Source organism: Streptomyces sp. NBC_01515, from assembly GCF_045040345.1.
Lineage (GTDB): Bacteria > Actinomycetota > Actinomycetes > Streptomycetales > Streptomycetaceae > Streptomyces.
The window spans coordinates 7425833-7440980 of the sequence record NZ_CP109416.1 but is presented as its reverse complement, the minus strand read 5'-3'; the positions used below and the strand labels follow the sequence as shown (position 1 = coordinate 7440980).

At 64.9% G+C, this 15148-nt stretch carries 12 protein-coding genes and 2 tRNA genes; 9 read left to right on the top strand and 5 right to left on the bottom strand.

Annotation, left to right across the window (positions count from 1 at the left end; genetic code table 11):
• Nucleotides 1–4 precede the first annotated feature (4 nt).
• The 4 genes from OG407_RS33820 to OG407_RS33805 all read left to right on the top strand — a co-directional run bounded on the left by OG407_RS33820 (nucleotide 5) and on the right by OG407_RS33805 (nucleotide 5497).
• A complete protein-coding gene (locus OG407_RS33820; protein ID WP_405863282.1) occupies nucleotides 5–856 on the top strand; it encodes a helix-turn-helix domain-containing protein in 852 nt (283 codons plus the stop codon).
• 140 nt (nucleotides 857–996) lie between these two features.
• The gene (locus OG407_RS33815) at nucleotides 997–1239 is read left to right on the top strand and encodes a hypothetical protein (protein ID WP_405863281.1); all 243 of its coding nucleotides are present in this window, start codon (nucleotides 997–999) and stop codon (nucleotides 1237–1239) included.
• A gap of 191 nt (nucleotides 1240–1430) precedes the next feature.
• Entirely contained in the window at nucleotides 1431–2240 is an 810-nt protein-coding gene (locus OG407_RS33810) for a DUF2785 domain-containing protein (protein WP_405863280.1), read from the top strand.
• Nucleotides 2241–2860: 620 nt separating this feature from the next.
• Entirely contained in the window at nucleotides 2861–5497 is a 2637-nt protein-coding gene (locus OG407_RS33805) for an NB-ARC domain-containing protein (protein ID WP_405863279.1), read from the top strand.
• A gap of 429 nt (nucleotides 5498–5926) precedes the next feature.
• On the opposite strand, the gene OG407_RS33800 is transcribed toward OG407_RS33805, so the two are convergent.
• Both OG407_RS33800 and OG407_RS33795 read right to left on the bottom strand, forming a co-directional pair.
• Complete coding sequence (locus OG407_RS33800) at nucleotides 5927–7195, bottom strand: TerD family protein (RefSeq protein ID WP_405863278.1); 1269 nt, start codon at nucleotides 7193–7195, stop codon at nucleotides 5927–5929.
• Between the two features lie 354 nt (nucleotides 7196–7549).
• The gene (locus OG407_RS33795) at nucleotides 7550–7921 is read right to left on the bottom strand and encodes a hypothetical protein (RefSeq protein ID WP_405863277.1); all 372 of its coding nucleotides are present in this window, start codon (nucleotides 7919–7921) and stop codon (nucleotides 7550–7552) included.
• Nucleotides 7922–8792: 871 nt separating this feature from the next.
• On the opposite strand from OG407_RS33795, the gene OG407_RS33790 reads away from it, so the two are divergent.
• The 5 genes from OG407_RS33790 (at nucleotide 8793) to OG407_RS33770 (ending at nucleotide 12668) form a co-directional block, all read left to right on the top strand.
• Entirely contained in the window at nucleotides 8793–9167 is a 375-nt protein-coding gene (locus OG407_RS33790; protein WP_327401424.1) for a CBS domain-containing protein, read from the top strand.
• A gap of 163 nt (nucleotides 9168–9330) precedes the next feature.
• Nucleotides 9331–9747, top strand: a complete 417-nt coding sequence (locus tag OG407_RS33785; protein WP_327401425.1) for a Fur family transcriptional regulator — start codon at nucleotides 9331–9333, stop codon at nucleotides 9745–9747.
• Between the two features lie 151 nt (nucleotides 9748–9898).
• Nucleotides 9899–10666 carry an ABC transporter ATP-binding protein gene (locus OG407_RS33780; RefSeq protein WP_405863276.1) on the top strand — a complete coding sequence of 256 codons (768 nt, stop codon included), beginning with the start codon at nucleotides 9899–9901 and terminating at the stop codon, nucleotides 10664–10666.
• Nucleotides 10663–11526 (top strand): ABC transporter permease, encoded by an 864-nt coding sequence (locus tag OG407_RS33775; protein ID WP_405863275.1) that lies wholly within the window; start codon nucleotides 10663–10665, stop codon nucleotides 11524–11526. Before OG407_RS33780 ends, OG407_RS33775 begins: the two co-directional genes overlap by 4 nt.
• Nucleotides 11523–12668, top strand: coding sequence for an ABC transporter substrate-binding protein (locus OG407_RS33770; protein ID WP_405863274.1), 1146 nt, complete (start codon nucleotides 11523–11525; stop codon nucleotides 12666–12668). The genes OG407_RS33775 and OG407_RS33770 overlap by 4 nt, the downstream gene beginning before the upstream one ends.
• 50 nt (nucleotides 12669–12718) lie before the next feature.
• On the opposite strand, the gene OG407_RS33765 is transcribed toward OG407_RS33770, so the two are convergent.
• From OG407_RS33765 to OG407_RS33755, 3 genes are all read right to left on the bottom strand, one after another.
• Nucleotides 12719–12792 (bottom strand) — tRNA-Met (locus OG407_RS33765).
• Between the two features lie 176 nt (nucleotides 12793–12968).
• Nucleotides 12969–14867 carry a tetratricopeptide repeat protein gene (locus tag OG407_RS33760; protein ID WP_405863273.1) on the bottom strand — a complete coding sequence of 633 codons (1899 nt, stop codon included), beginning with the start codon at nucleotides 14865–14867 and terminating at the stop codon, nucleotides 12969–12971.
• Nucleotides 14868–15072: 205 nt separating this feature from the next.
• Nucleotides 15073–15146, bottom strand: a tRNA-Met gene (locus OG407_RS33755).
• Nucleotides 15147–15148: the final 2 nt, after the last annotated feature.

Here is a 15148-nt window from a genome sequence, read left to right as displayed (position 1 = left end):
AACCATGCCCGCCTCGCCCTCCTCCTCCGCCCAGGCCGCACGTGAAGCCGTCGCCCACCGGCTGCGCGACCTCCGCAAGGAAGCCGGCCTGACGGTCGTCCAGTTGGCTGCCGCGTGCGGCTGGCACTACTCCAAAACCTCACGCATCGAGAACGCCCTCACCGGGCCGTCCGCGAACGACATCCGACGGTGGTGCACCGCGACTGGGTCAGACGGACAAGCGCAGGATCTCGTCGTACAGTCCATCAACGCCGAGTCGATGTACCGGCAATGGCGCGACCAGGTCCGCGCCGGACTGCGCCACATCCAGGAAAGCAGGATGCAGGCGTCCCGCGAGACCGAGAACTTCAGGATCTACTCCTCCAGCATCGTCCCCGGGCTGCTACAGACAGAGGGCTACGCCCTCGCTGTCCTCGGTATCGCCGCAGGCATTCACGACTTGGATATCGACGACAGCGCGGATGCCGCACGTGCTCGGCTCGAACGCTCCCGCATCATTCACGAACAGGGACACCGCTTCATCGTGGTGATCGAGGAGGCCGTCCTGCACTCCCAGGTGGCCGCCCCCGACGCGATGGCAGCGCAACTCGGCTACCTCCTCACCGCCGGCGCCCTCCCAGCCGTCTCTCTCGGAGTCATCCCCATGACCATCCGCCGGACGCACTGGCCCGAAGAGACCTTCCACCTCTACGACGACAAGCACGTCTCCGTCGAGCTGGTGTCCGCCGAGGTGAACGTCACCCAGCCCTCCGAAATCGCCCTGTACGCGAAGGCGTTCGAGAAGTTGCGCAGCATGGCCGTGTACGGCGCGGACGCTCGCGCTCTGATCGTGAAGGCCATCGAAGCCCTGCACTGAGCCCTGACTTCGACCAAATCGGTGGTCGATCTACGTCCACCCGTCGGTTGCCCCTCGTCGTCGTCACCGCGCCTGTAGACCTTGCCGTTCCCAGAGCCACATCCCCAGGTCTGTCCCGGAGGCGGCTTAAGATCCGGGCCATGGCAGACATCCCCGACGAATTGATCAAGCTGGAACGTTCCTCCGAAGACGCCCGTCAACAACTCGCCGGCCTTGTTGGTGAGGAGTACGAGGCGCAGTGGAAGGCATGGCGTACGGCGGCCGAGGACTTCCAGGCCGCAGTGACCGTATACGCGACACACGAGGACGTGACCATGTCGCGGCATGAGGTGGAACAGGCAGCGAAGCGGGCTGTACGGCACGCCGAGCCCGCTGATGCCTGACCTACGAGCTCCCGGGCCGACTCTCCACGGGCTATTCACCGACGGCAGTCCGTTACTGAGATTCACGGCGTGATGTCGCGACGAGATGGACGCTGAACTGCGCGGACTTGTCTTCCTCCGACGACAGCACTCCAAGATCACCAGCAGCTCTTCCCTGACCGGAGGGCCGTGATTAGGGTGTTGCGATGCCTATGGATCATTTCGCTTGGTCGTCGATTACCGCCGAGGGCTTCCCCTTTCCTGAAGGCGTTCCGGCATCCCGGCTCAGTGATGAGCTGTCAGTCATGCTGGTCTCCCCTGACCCCAAGGTCCGTGATGATCAGGCGTATACCGCCGCCGCGCGCTGGATAGATGAAGGCCATCTCGATGAGGTCCTGGAGGACCTTGGAGACACGGCCGCGGGTCGCTTCAAGCATCCCGAGATACAGGCGCGGACGTTCGCGCCGCTCGTCTTGCGATGCGTGCTGGCGCGCGCGGTGGCAGCGCCCGGCGACGCGCCGAAGGCCGCCGCTGAGCGTTGGTATGCCCCCTTCACCGCCTGGTATCCGGCTGAGAGCGACACCCGTGGCTGGGACGACTCCCTGGGCTGGCTGCACGCTGTCGCGCATGGCGCCGACGCGGCTGCGGCGTTCGCGCAGGCGTTGCCGGGTCGGTGCGCGGAGTTGCTGGAGCTGTGTGCCCGCCGGATGACGGCTGCGGTCGACTACCGGTATGTACAGCTGGAGGATGCCCGTCTGGCCCGTGCGATCGGCCGCATCCTGCTCGTGCCCGGCCTGTCGGCTGAGCAGGCCACGGGGTGGCTGAGCGTGGTGACCAAGGCGCTGGAGGCCGGCGGTTACGGTCCGGTGCCTCCGTGGGCGTTCAACACGATTGCGACCCTGCAGTCGCTGCATCTGCATCTGACCCGCGGCCTTGCCGAGGGAGGGGTTCCTTCCCACGCTGCCGTCGTTGCCGAGGAAGTGGCCGCCATCCTCCGCCTGCCCTATCGCTGGCTCGCGTGACAGGGACCGCAAGCTGGTTCCGGGCTACCGATGATCCCGGCATGCTGCCGCCGGAGAAAGACAAGTCCGCGCAGTTCAGCGTCCATCTCGTCGCGACATCACGCCGCGAATCTCAGTAGACCAGTACGCCCCGGCTTCTTGTGGTCCGCTTCCTCACTGAAATCAGGCCGGTCTTGCAAGTCGTCGCTACCCCACGCGACCAACTGAGTTACAACCTTCTCTACTGGTTTCAAGGCGGCTCGCTCCGCTCCCCGCGCGCGGCCCGACCCCCGGCCGGGCCTGCGCTCCTGTCTCCGCCCCGCTCCAGCCCGGCCGGCGCCCGTGCCGCGCTTCGGCAGGCGTCCCCTCATTCCACAGAAAACGCACGTTGCGAGGCTGTCAGCCCGACAACGTTGCATAGCCGCTGAGGCAAGAACCGCGAAGATCACGCGTCATAAAGTAGCCACCTCACCAGGTCGCCTCACCAAGATTCTAAGATCAACTAACAGACCATGCCCGCCGCTTCCGTCTAGCACCGGACACGCCACCTGTCGACCGCCGCTGCCCGGCGGCTTGCTGATAGGACGTCAGGCTCATAGGATCCATGATTCAGCATGTATCCAGGCCTGAGAGGGAGCGCAATGTCGGCTTCTTTCAACTCTAAAATCCTTGCTCGAATGTGGGAACGAGTTGAGCAGAGTAAGCAAGATTCCGATGTCGCATATTTTCACGACCTGATGCTTCTTGGGGAATTCCTGGTCAAACTCCTCACATCGACAATCCTAGCCAGCGTAGGAAACGATAGAGATCGACAAAGGTACAAGGTTGAGTATCAGCTAGTTCGAGCTGACGGTATCGGCGAATGGTCGAGAGCCTTGGAAGAGGTAATTTCTGGGCCAGCAAATGCCCACATTCTTCCCGAGGCTAGACCTCTCGTTCGCGAGCTTACCGAGAACTTTCTGACTGGTGAGACTTCGTGGCAGAGGGTAGCGATCGACAACCTTAGTGCCGCATCCCAGGAGATCGACTCAGATCTCGAACAAGCCGCCCGAAAAACAAATCTTCAGTGGTGGGTAAGGAATTTCTCCACTCTGCGCAACAGGACGCGCGGCCATGGTGCCATCACCATTCGCAAGTGCTCGACTGCGGCCCCGCTTCTCGAAGCGTCCATCTTGTCACTGATGACCGGCTGCGCAGCATTTTCTGCACCGTGGATTTATTTGCACCGAAATATTTCAGGGAAATATCGCCTATCTGTAATCTCGGGAGATTCATCCGATTTTTCATATCTTAAGTCAGAAAGGGATCACGTATACGTAGATGGAATCCACATTGCTTTTGAGGAGAGGCTCGCATGCCTTCCTCTAATTCATAGCGACGTAGACATTCATGACTTCTACATGGCGAACGGGGGATATAAGGAAGGCAAGGGAAGCACCGGGCCGACCTATGAAACACTCTCATATATCACGGACACCAGGAGGCGTGAAAGCGCTGAGGCGTATCAGACGCCTCCCAATTCGCTACCACCCAGCGAGACGGAGGGGCATCCTGACCTCGAAGTCGAAGGTAAGTCATTTGCCAACATTCCCCCCTCTCTGAAGGACTACATCAAGAGGCCGGACTTGGAGTCAGAGGTTTTCTCCCTCCTCCAAGATGATAGACATCCGGTGGTTACTCTTGTTGGAAGGGGCGGCATCGGAAAGACTTCGCTCGCTTTGGAGGTCCTTCATCGCGTTGCGCAAACTGGTCACTATTTTGCGATTCTGTGGTTCAGTTCTCGAGACATCGACCTGCTTCCTAGCGGTCCGAAGCCTGTTCGTCCGGCAGTCCTTTCCAAGGAAGACATCGCCAAACAGTTTGTGGAACTTATGAACCCGAGCGAGGCGAAGGCTAAGGGGTTTAAGGCTGTCGAATATCTGGCAGGCATCCTAGCCGAGCGAGACGAAAACAGGAAACTGCTCTTGGTCTTCGATAACTTCGAAACCGCCTCACATCCACTTGAGCTGTATCAGTTCATCGACTCTCACGTTCGATGCCCAAATAAGGTCCTCATTACTACTCGAATGCGCGACTTTAAAGCGGACTTCCCCGTCGAAATCCGCGGAATGAAGAGGGCGGAATTCGAGGACCTTGTGATGTCAACCTCTCGAAAGCTGGGGATCGAAAACCTCCTGACCGTCTCATACATCGACTCGCTCTATGACGAAACTGACGGACATCCATACTTCGTGAAGATTCTTTTGGGAGATACGAAACGAGAAGGTAAGGCAATTCCTGTCGGGCGTCTCTTTCTCAACAAAGAAGACTCCCTGAGGGCTCTTTTCGAACGATCCTACGGGGTCCTATCTCCCGCAGCACAACGTGTTTTTCTGACACTGAGCAACTGGCGATCTCTAGTCCCTAGACTTGCCCTGGAAGCCGCTCTAATTAGGCCTCAGAATGAGAGTATGGACGTCGATGACGCCCTTAGCCAGCTAGAACGCTACTCAATGATCGAGGTTCTAACGGACGATGATGGATCCGAGTTCTTGCGGACGCCTATGACCGCAGCATTCTTCGGCCAAAGCAAACTCAAGGTGAGTCAATTCAGGCCCCTTGTTCTTGCCGACACTCAATTGATTCAGCAGTTCGGCCCAATGCAAGTTACCGACGTCTCAAAGGGGATGCTTCCCAGGATCGAACGAATGATTAGAGTGATCGCCTCTCTTCGCCAATCCGGTAAGGACTACCAACCTCAGATAAGAGCCCTTGAGTATGTCGCGGGGCGCTACCCGGAGGCATGGCTGCGGATCGCCGAGTTTTACCTAGAGGGTTCTCGGGACGACTGGTGTAGAGCGCGGGACAGCATCGAAAGGCTCCTGGAACTTGATGAATCTAACGTTTCAGCGTGGCGCAAATTGATCTACGTAAATCAACGGCTGGGTGACGTCCCACAGGAGCTCAACGCTCGTATTGTTCTGGCGGAAATGCCTGATGCGGACTACTCAGAGATTGCGAATGCGGCAAGTTTCTTCGCCCACACACAAAGGAATCAATCTCTTCAGTTCGATCCAGAAGTAAGAACCATGATGATTTCTAATCTAACCCATCTTATGGAGAGCAGAAAACCCGAAGCGACTCCGACGGAACTTAGTCGACTGGCATGGCTTTACTTGTATTCAAAAGATACCACCAAAGCCAGTGAAGTAGTGGCAGAGGGTCTTCAACGCGACCCTATTAATCCTCACCTAGCAAAACTCGACGAGAAATTGAGAGAGTCCCCTGAAGTTGGCTGATAAGTTCCTGTGCCCAAAATGCGCCGGTTTCCAGAGATCATCCACTTAAACGGGCCTGTCGTCGGAGCTTGCGCAACCGACGGCGCAGCAGCGCAGCTGTGGACGGTGGGGGTGCAGCGAGGCACACGCGCGCGTGGTCGGCCGACGCACCCACCGTCGTGGCTGACTGTCGTCGGCTGCGGCTCAGACGTTGCAAGCCACTTCCGCCCGCAGTGCTCCAACGCGAAGCGGCCGTGCCATTCGCGTGCCAGATCCTGCGGGGAACAGCGGGAGCTTGCCCGGATGCGACCGAGGCTCCCATGCCACTCCGCAGCAGGTCAGCGCAGCGATGCCAGTCAAGAAACCCAAACTTCCCAAGCTCAGAGCTTCCGGGATGCGGAGGCCCGGCAGGCTCCAGCCACTTGAGGATGGACCTGATCTTGCTGCCAACTATCTCGACTTGAATTCGACCTTTCCGGTGCTCATGCGGAAGTTCCCGTTCGAGTAGAGGGTGGGGCGGGCCTCGACGTGGTTGCCGCTGTACTTCTCGACGTGCCGGATCTGGGCACCGCCGGGAACGGTGAAGTCGATCAAGGCGATGGCGACCCAGTAGGACAAGTTGCGGTTGTTGAACAGTGGCACCGCCACCGTGGAACCCCGCCCGTCGGTGACGACTGCCCGAGCACCGTAGGACTTGAACGAACCGGCCCCGTTTTCCACCGCGCTGTAGGCACAGAGAAGGACGTAGCCCTGGAGGTCGGGGCGACGAATCGTAATCGTCTCGCGGCCCGGCGCCCGAGCGTCGCCATCCAGGGCGATGTAGGGCGGCGCGAAGGGCGATCCCAGCTGGCGGTAGTAGACGACCTGATCTGACTTGTTTGGGCGCTTTCCAGGCAGAGTGACAAGACTTCCAGGGACATAGAGGGCGTACAGGTCGAGGTCGGCGCCAGCTTGTCTTCGGGCTGCGCTTCCGCCGTTCCATTCGAGTGTGGCCGTCACGACGAGACTCGGGTCGTCCTTGCGCATGTCAATAGTCGCGTGGCCGGCCTTGGTGAGGGCAACTTTGCCCAGCGGGACGAGAGGGCGAGTCGGTGTCGTCGTCAGCGGGACTGGTACACCCCCCGGTGCGGCATTCGGTGCGTAGGCGGGTCGTGGCGGCGCAGCAGTCGTATGCCGTGCCTCGGAGGAAGTCGCCGCAGCCGGAGATTGCGCCATGGCCGGCCCGGGGTCATCCACAACAATGCCGAAGTCCGAGGCCAGACCCGCCAGTCCCGTGTCCCACCCCTGGCCTACTGCCCTTGCCTTCCAAACGCCTGCCCGTCGGTAGAGCTCAACGAGGATGACCACCGTCTCCCGATGCGTGAGCGGCGGCGGCGCAAACGTGATTCGTGCGCTCCCAGACTCGATGACTGCATGAGGGGTGTTGCTCGCGTCGAAGTGAGTAGCCCTCAGCTCAGGGTCAATGCTGGCGACGATTGCAACACGGTCCACTGTCGCAGGGACCGCAACCAGATTCGCGGCGATCGTCTGCCCGTTCAGTACGATCCCGTCCTGCGAGGAGTGGTTGTAGAAGACCAGATCGTCATCACTCCGCACCTTGCCGTCCTGCCCGAGCAGAACAGCAGATACGTCGATGCCCGTAGTGAGGGAGGAAAGGGTGACGCGGCAGACCGCTGCGGACAAGACAGCGTTGCCGCCTTTGGCAAGGGTGGTAGTCATGGGTGCCCTCTCACGATGGTGCGTACATCGTGGTGCCCTGAGTCAGTCCGTGTAGGACAAACAGTGATTTCCTGCGGTGAAACACCTCTAAGGTGATCATGTTCCTGAGAGGGCAAGGTGCGTCGGCGGTTCGGCCGCCCGTCTCAGTTTCCGTCTCATTCAGCCCCGTTCACGGCCGTTCAGGCCAGACCCGGAGCCGTCCCCACTCCAGCACGCAGCCGCCCATGAACGCAGATGAACGCCTCCGAACGACACCTCAGCCCCCACCACCACAGTTGGAAAGCGTGCTGGGGGATCATGCCTGTCATCGACAAAAGCGTGCGCCGTCGACAGATCACCTGTGCCTCTGTTGCGTTACATCTGCCTGGGATCCTGTCCAAGGATGACCGGATCTTCGGCGCGCAACCGAAACGCTGCCTGCACACCCAGGCTTTCACGCGCAGCGATGTAGTACTCGTCGCGCTTCTCCTGGAACTGCCTGAACGCCCGCGTCCAGTCCTCTGCCGTACCCGAGCGCATGTCACGAACGAACTGCTCCAGCACCCATGCGTGGCGTTGCAGCGTCCGCGCCGCCGAAATGGTCCCAGCGTCCCCCATGAGAAGAACAGCCTCGAACGCGTACCCACGCTCCAACTCGGCGTCGGCCAGGCGCTCCAAACCAACGTCTCCCGTCAAGGGTTGGGGAAGGTCAAAGAGCCCTTTGCCCGCTGCCAGGCGGCCAGCCACCGACGTGAATCTCTTGATGGAATCGGCATACCGAAGGTAAGCCTCCAAACGACGCTCGTCCCATCGTGTCGAGAGCTGGCGTCGCCATCGTGATCTCTCTGTCAACGCTCCGCCCACGTACGACGCAGCCGCGCCCACGAGCACACCTGCCAAGGCGAACAACTCTCCCGACATGTCCCCCCGATCAGATAGACACAGCCTGGACACTACTTGCGGAGCCTCACAGCCGAAAGAGCGATCTTCACACCGGCCGTCGGCAGCACGCGGCCTACCTCGGTCAAACCCCCCAGCCTGCCGCCGCTATGGGCAAACACCGCACCACAAGCGCACCAGATCCAGCGGGGAACATCGGGGAATCACGGTGAAAGCGGACCGGCCCATCGAGGCCGCGCCCTATCCGTCCGACCAGGTCAGCGCCCACTCCGCCGCCAAATGCCCCCAGCTTCCCAAGCTGATGTCCGGAGACGAGCTGGGCATTGCCACGGCGGCCTCGCCGGGCCGCCTGTGGGCCGTCCGAGCGTGGCCAACGACCACCAATAACGACCAAAGACAGCCGCAACCGCGCAGCTCGTCGCCGGGGTGGAGGGTGATCCCGCACCCCACCAACGATCACGATCAATACCAGCGCTACTGAGCACCACGGGACGCCCGCACACGCCCCCAACCGGCCGCACGCGCCCTCTTGTTGACCCGTGCTTTACCTGCAACTCTGAGAGTCCCCCCACTTGTGAATTTGTGAATCCGGTAACTAGCGGACCCGCGGTCCGTGAACCACGCGGATTCCACTAGGAGGTGGCCTCATCCCATGCTGCATCCAACCCCGCAACCCACACCGCGATCCACTCCACAGTCCACGCTGGTCCGCGACGCCATGAGCACGGTGGTCCTCACCATCGGCCCCGCCCACACCCTCCGCCAGGCAGCCGCCCTGATGGCCTCCCGCCACGTCGGCGCGGCCGTGGTTCTCGACCCGGACGCCGGCGGCATCGGCATCCTCACCGAACGCGACATCCTCAACTCCCTCGGCCGGGGCCAGAACCCGGACACCGAGCGCGCCCACGCCCACACCACCACCGACGTCGTCTTCGCCACCCCGGCCTGGACCCTGGAGGACGCGGCCAGCGCGATGGCCCACGGCGGCTTCCGCCACCTCATCGTCCTCGACCGCGCCGAGCCCGCCGGCATCGTCTCGGTCCGCGACATCATCCGCTGCTGGGCACCGGCACGACAGCAGGTGCCGGCCTGACGGCGGGCGGGGCCTAGCCAGAGTCGGAACCGGGGCCGGAGCCAGAACCGGAACCGGAACCGGATCCAGAGCCGGAATTCGGCTTGGACTCAGTCCAAGTCCAGCCCCCCTCCAAAGTCACACCTATTCGGGAACTGGTCACCCTGCTGTTAAGCTGGCCCGCATGAGTGACCTTCTGGAGCGGCTGCGCGGACGCGGATGGCGGATGACCGCACAGCGGCGCGTCGTGGCCGAAGTGCTCGACGGCGACCACGTCCACATGACCGCCGACGAGGTCCACTCCCGCGCCGTGACCAAGCTCCCCGAGATCTCCCGGGCGACGGTCTACAACACGCTGGGCGAGCTGGTCTCGCTCGGCGAGGTCCTCGAAGTCTCCACCGACAAGCGGGCCAAGCGCTACGACCCGAACGCGCACCGCCCGCACCACCACCTGGTCTGCGCCCAGTGCGGCCAGATCCGCGACGTCCACCCGGGCGGCAACCCCCTCGCCGACCTCCCCGACTCGGAGCGCTTCGGCTTCACGGTCTCGGACGTCGAAGTGACGTACCGCGGGCTGTGCCCGAACTGCGCGAGCGCGTAGCAACTCCCTTCGCAGGCCCCGGTATCCGTGCGACACGGACGCCGGGGCTTTGTGCTGCGTACGGGCTTCCCGAATCTGACGGACCGTCATATCGTCGTGCGGCACCCCCCACCCGTACCGACAGACGCACCGCCCTCCGCAAGGAGCAACTGTGGGAGACCCGCACCCAAAACTCCACGCCACCCAACTGACCCGCACCTTCGGCCGCCCCCCGCACCAGGTGGACGCCCTCGGCCCCCTCGAACTCACCGTCGCCCCGGGCGAGTTCGTCTGCCTGGTGGGCCCGTCGGGTTGCGGCAAGTCCACCCTCCTCCGCATAGCCGCGGGCCTGCTGCGCCCCACCACGGGCACCCTGGAGATCCGCACATCGAGCCCCCGCCCGGCAGCCATGATCTTCCAGGACTACGGCATCTACGACTGGAAGTCGGTCAGGGCGAACGTCCGCTTCGGCCTGGACATCCAGCGCGTCCCGCGCCGCGAGGCGAACGCCCGCGCCACCGAGTGGCTGACCCGCCTGGGCCTCGCCGACTTCGCGCACGCCTACCCGGCGACCCTCTCGGGCGGCATGCGCCAGCGCGTCGCCATCGCCCGCGCACTCGCCGTAGAACCCGAACTCCTGCTGATGGACGAGCCGTTCGCGGCCCTGGACGCGCAACTCCGCACGATCCTCCAGGACGAACTCCTCGATCTCACGCAGTCGTTGCGCACCACCACCCTCTTCATCACGCACAGCCTGGAGGAGGCGCTGGTCCTGGGTGACCGGGTCCTGGTGATGTCCGCCCGCCCGGGCCGGATCATCGCCGAACACCGCCCGCCGTTCCCGCGCCCGCGTACCGGCGACATCCGCGACACCCCCGAATTCACCGCCCTGAAAAGCGAGTTGTGGGAGCTGCTGCGGAAGGAGGCGGTACCGGCATGACCACCGTCGCCCCCGACCGCCAGGAGTCGGTTCTGGTCCGCCGCCCCGGCCCCCACGAACTCAACCCCCTGCGCACCCACCGCCGTCGACGCGCCCTGGAACTCACCCTCGCCGCAGCGGTCCCCCTGGCCCTGATCCTCTGGTGGCAACTGGCCGCCGCCCAGGGCTGGATAGACCCCCGCGTCTACCCGTCCCCCTCCACGATCCTCTCCGACGGCTGGTCCCGAGCCGCGGCGGGCGACCTGTGGCCGGACGTCTGGGCCACCACCAAGCGCGTCCTCGGCGGCTACGCGATCGGCACGGCGACCGGCTACGCCCTGGGCCTGCTGATGGGCTCCCTGTCCCTGGTCCGGGCCGCCCTGGAACCACTGCTGGACGCCCTGTACGTCGTACCGAAACTGGCCCTGCTGCCCATCTTCCTGAACATGTTCGGCCTGGGAGAAGGCCCACAAATAGCCCTGGTCGCAACCACGGTGTTCTTCTTCGTCTGGATCTCGACGATGTCGGCGGTGGTGGCGATCCCCGCCGGCCACCGGGACGCGGGCCAGGTCTTCGGCGCCACGCCCTGGCAGATGTTCCGCCACGTCCTCCTCCCGGCCTCCCTCCCGTCGGTCCTGGTGGGCGCACGGATAGCGGCCGGCGTGGCGGTCCTGGTCATCGTCGCCTCGGAACAGATCGCGGCGACGAACGGCCTGGGCCACCTGATCTTCGACTCCCGCGCGCTGTTCGAGAACGACGTGATGTTCGTGGGCATCGTGTGCGTGGCGGTCCTGGGCGTCGTCTTCTCCGAACTGGTGCGTATAGCAGGCCGGTTGCTCACACCTTGGGCACCCAGGGACCGAGGACGGGGCCAGTCATGAGAAGACGTGCGTACGGTACGGCGGTTGTCGTGGCGGCCCTGCTCGCGTCGGCGGGCTGCTCCTCCAAGTACGCGGGGGACAGCGGGACTTCAGGCACAACCGCCGCCGGCCACCGCACGGTCACAGCGGTGGACGGCTGCGGCAAGTCCTCCTGGACGGACCCGGCGGACCTCTCCCCCACCCGCGTCCCGGCCCGCTGCGAACCCCTCGCCCCCTCCCCCCAACCCCTCCCCAAGACGCGGAAGTTGACGATCGCGACGGGAACGCTGAGCGCCGAGTACGTAGCCCCGCTCGAAGTAGCCGTCGACAAAGGCGAGTTCAAGAAGGAGGGCCTGGACGTCACCCTCAAGGTCCTCCCGACTCCCGACGCGCTGCCACTCCTGGCCAAGGGAGACATAGACGCGATGTGGGCGGCCCCGGAGGCGGCCGTCATGAACGGCGTCAAGGGCGGCTTCGACATCAAGTGGGTGGCCGGCAACTTCTCCCCCGACCCCAAGTCGAAGAGCGGCCTCTGGGTGAAGCTGAAGAAGGGCGAGGCGGCGGCCGACGTCAGGATGGCGGGCCGCAGGATGGGCACGATGATCGGCAAGGGTTCGGTGATCGCGTACCCCATGGAAAAGGCCCTGGCGACCCACGGCGGCGGCCTCGACAAGATCCAGTACCAGCAACTCGGCTCGGCCGACGTCCTCACCGCCCTCCAGAACGGCGGCGTCGACTCTGCCTGGCTCCTGGACCCGGTCTGGCGCAAGGTCGACGACAACCCCCGGTACGCCTTCCTGGGCGGCCAGCCGCCGGGCGAGCCCCTGGGAGGCATGCTGTACGGCCCCAGCCTCCTGAGCGACGACGTGGACGCCGGCGTGGCCCTCCTCCGCGCCTACATCCGCACGGTGAACACGTACTTCGCCGGCGACTACAAGGCGGACCCGTCCTTCGTCGCCTACCTGGCGAAACTCCTGAAGACGGACGAGGCGGTCCTCAAGTCGACCCCGTCACTGACCATGGACTGGGAGATCCGCGCGGGCACGACGACCCGACTGCAGTCGGCGTACAAGGCGGCGGGCGTATCGAAGGGCCCGGCACTCCCGGAATCCAGAACGGTGAACCGTTCCCTGTACGAGGAGGCGGTGGGCCACCAGCCGTAGAAACACCGAGGGCCGGAACCCATTTCTGGATTCCGGCCCTCGGCCTTTAGTAGCGGGGACAGGATTTGAACCTGCGACCTCTGGGTTATGAGCCCAGCGAGCTACCGAGCTGCTCCACCCCGCGCCGTTGTGATTGCAACGCTACGTCAGACGACCGGACAGAAGCAAATCGTTTATCAACCCAGGTCAGCTCGACTCAGCCCGTCCGGCGTTTGAGGACGAGGCCGTCCAGGCCGAAGTGGGGGTCTGGGGGCGGCAGCCCCCAGTGATGGGACGGGTAGGGGCGGCGGGGGCGAAAACCTACGCCGTCAGCTCCTGCCGCAACGCATCCCGCAACCGAGCCGCCCGCTCGGAAACCTCCCGGGGCCCCAGCGTCACCGCCCGATCAGCCCACCGCTGCCCCTCGGCCAGCTCCCCCCGACGCGCGTACACCAGAGCCAGCCGCAACGCGGCCCGCCCATGCCCCGCATCCGCGGCCCGAGCCCACCAGACAGCGGCCTCAGGCTCACTGCCCTCCCGAGCCAGCAGCAGCCCGAGATTGAACGCCCCGTTACGAGACCCGGCCTCGGCAGCCTCCCGGTACCACCGAGCCGCCTCGACGACATCGCCCCGCGCGGCGGCCAGCATCCCGACCCGAACCTGCGCCCGCCGATGCCCCTGCGAAGCCGCCCGCTCGTACCACTCCTCGCACTCGGTCTTCTCGTGCACCTGCTCACCCAGCTCGTGCGCGGGCGCGGGCGGTCGCCGAGCATCGAGCACCGAGGCCAACCGATAGGCGGCCTCCGCACTCCCCCCGCCGGCCGCGCACCGCAGATGCCGCTCGGCCTCCCGCTCGTCCCCGTCCCGAAGCCGGGCGATCCCGACCTGCAACGCCGCTTCGGTGTGCCCGGCGGCAGCGGCCCGCTCGTACCAGGGCAGCGCGACGCCTTCGTCGCCCCGCCCGGCGAAGAGAATCCCGAGGTTGAACGCCGCGTCCACGCTCCCGGCCTCGGCGGCCTTGGAGAACCACGGCTCGGCCCCGGTCGCGTCGCCGCCCTGGAGCAGCAGCACGGCCAGCGCGTTGGCGGCCTCCCGGTGCCCGGCGTAGGCAGCCCGTCGGTACCACTGCTCGGCCTGCGCGGTGCGCGCCTGCTCGGCGCAGAGGAGTCCGAGGTTGTACGCGCCGTTCACGTCCCCGGCGTCCATCGCGGCCCGGTACCACCGCTCGGCGGTCTGTGTCTCACCGCGCTCGGCGTGCAGCGCGCCCAGCGCGTTGGCCGCGTTGCCGTCGCCGTCCTGGGCGGCCCGGAGCCACCACACGGCGGCGCTCTCGGTGTCGCCGGCGTCGCGCAGCAGGAACCCGAGCGCGCAGGCGGCCCGCGCCTCCCCGTCCTTGGCGGACGTCAGATACCAACGCCCGGCCTCCTTGAGCTCGCCCCGCTTCTCCAGGATCGCCCCGAGCTGCAGCGCGGCCCGCTGATGCCCCCGCGCGGCGGCCTGCCGGTACCACTGCTCGGCCTCGTCGCCCGGGGACCCTGGGGCACCAGAGGCTCCTGGGGCCGATGCGACACCGTTGTCGCCCCCAGCCCCACGCCCGTTCCCAGCCCCACGCCCGTCTCCGTACTCACGCTCGTCCCCGTACTCACGCTCGTCCTCGTGCGGCATCTGCCGATCGAGCGCCCGCGCCAGCCGGTACGCGGCCTCGCGGTGCCCGCGCTCGGCGGCGGACCGCATCCACCGCTCGGCAGCGGCGTCCCCGCGGTGCTCCAGCAGATCGGCGAGCGCGTACGCGCCCAGTGCGTGACCCTGTTCGGCGGACTGGCGCAGCCAGTACTCGGCGGCGGGCTCGTCGCCGCGCTCGCGGTGGTACCGGCCGAGCGCGTGCGCGGCGGCCGCGGACCCCGCTACGGCCGCGATCCGCCACCAGCCGGCGGCGTCGTCGGTGTATCCGCGCTGGTGCAGGAGGACGCCGAGGTTGTTGGCCGCGGCCCGGTCGCCCTCGGCGGTGGCGGCACGCAGCAGGGGCTCGGCTCCGTCGAGATCACCGCGGCGCAGCAGCATCGCTCCGAGGACACTCGTCGCCTCGACGTCGCCGGCCTGTGCGGCGAGCCGTGTGCGTGCCTCGTCGACAGCCTCCCCGTCACCGGACTCGTCCCGATCGGAAGGCTGCACAAAACGCCCTGTATCCAACAGAGTTGCCTTGTCCCCCATAACGTCCATCGTCGCACCACCTGCAACCTGGGTACACCTGGTATACCGCAGCCAGTGAGGTCTCTACAGCGTTTTGTCGACATGCCCACAGAGAGACAACACAAACACGGTTTCGCCAAGTCCCCCCGGCGGCACGGCCGTCACCCTCGTCGGCACATGCGTTCGCACAGCGCGAAGGCCCGGATCCTTAGAGGATCCGGGCCTTCGCGATCAGTAGCGGGGACAGGATTTGAACCTGCGACCTCTGGGTTATGAGCCCAGCGAGCTACCGAGCTGCTCCACCCCGCGCC

What these genes read in the sequence shown, in the direction of transcription:
- OG407_RS33820 (WP_405863282.1), top strand. Translation starts at nt 5, where the DNA reads ATGCCCGCCTCGCCCTCCTCCTCCGCCCAGGCCGCACGTGAAGCCGTC.
- OG407_RS33815 (WP_405863281.1), top strand. Translation starts at nt 997, where the DNA reads ATGGCAGACATCCCCGACGAATTGATCAAGCTGGAACGTTCCTCCGAA.
- OG407_RS33810 (WP_405863280.1), top strand. Translation starts at nt 1,431, where the DNA reads ATGGATCATTTCGCTTGGTCGTCGATTACCGCCGAGGGCTTCCCCTTT.
- OG407_RS33805 (WP_405863279.1), top strand. Translation starts at nt 2,861, where the DNA reads ATGTCGGCTTCTTTCAACTCTAAAATCCTTGCTCGAATGTGGGAACGA.
- OG407_RS33800 (WP_405863278.1), bottom strand. Translation starts at nt 7,195, where the DNA reads ATGACTACCACCCTTGCCAAAGGCGGCAACGCTGTCTTGTCCGCAGCG.
- OG407_RS33790 (WP_327401424.1), top strand. Translation starts at nt 8,793, where the DNA reads ATGAGCACGGTGGTCCTCACCATCGGCCCCGCCCACACCCTCCGCCAG.
- OG407_RS33785 (WP_327401425.1), top strand. Translation starts at nt 9,331, where the DNA reads ATGAGTGACCTTCTGGAGCGGCTGCGCGGACGCGGATGGCGGATGACC.
- OG407_RS33775 (WP_405863275.1), top strand. Translation starts at nt 10,663, where the DNA reads ATGACCACCGTCGCCCCCGACCGCCAGGAGTCGGTTCTGGTCCGCCGC.
- OG407_RS33770 (WP_405863274.1), top strand. Translation starts at nt 11,523, where the DNA reads ATGAGAAGACGTGCGTACGGTACGGCGGTTGTCGTGGCGGCCCTGCTC.
- OG407_RS33760 (WP_405863273.1), bottom strand. Translation starts at nt 14,867, where the DNA reads ATGGACGTTATGGGGGACAAGGCAACTCTGTTGGATACAGGGCGTTTT.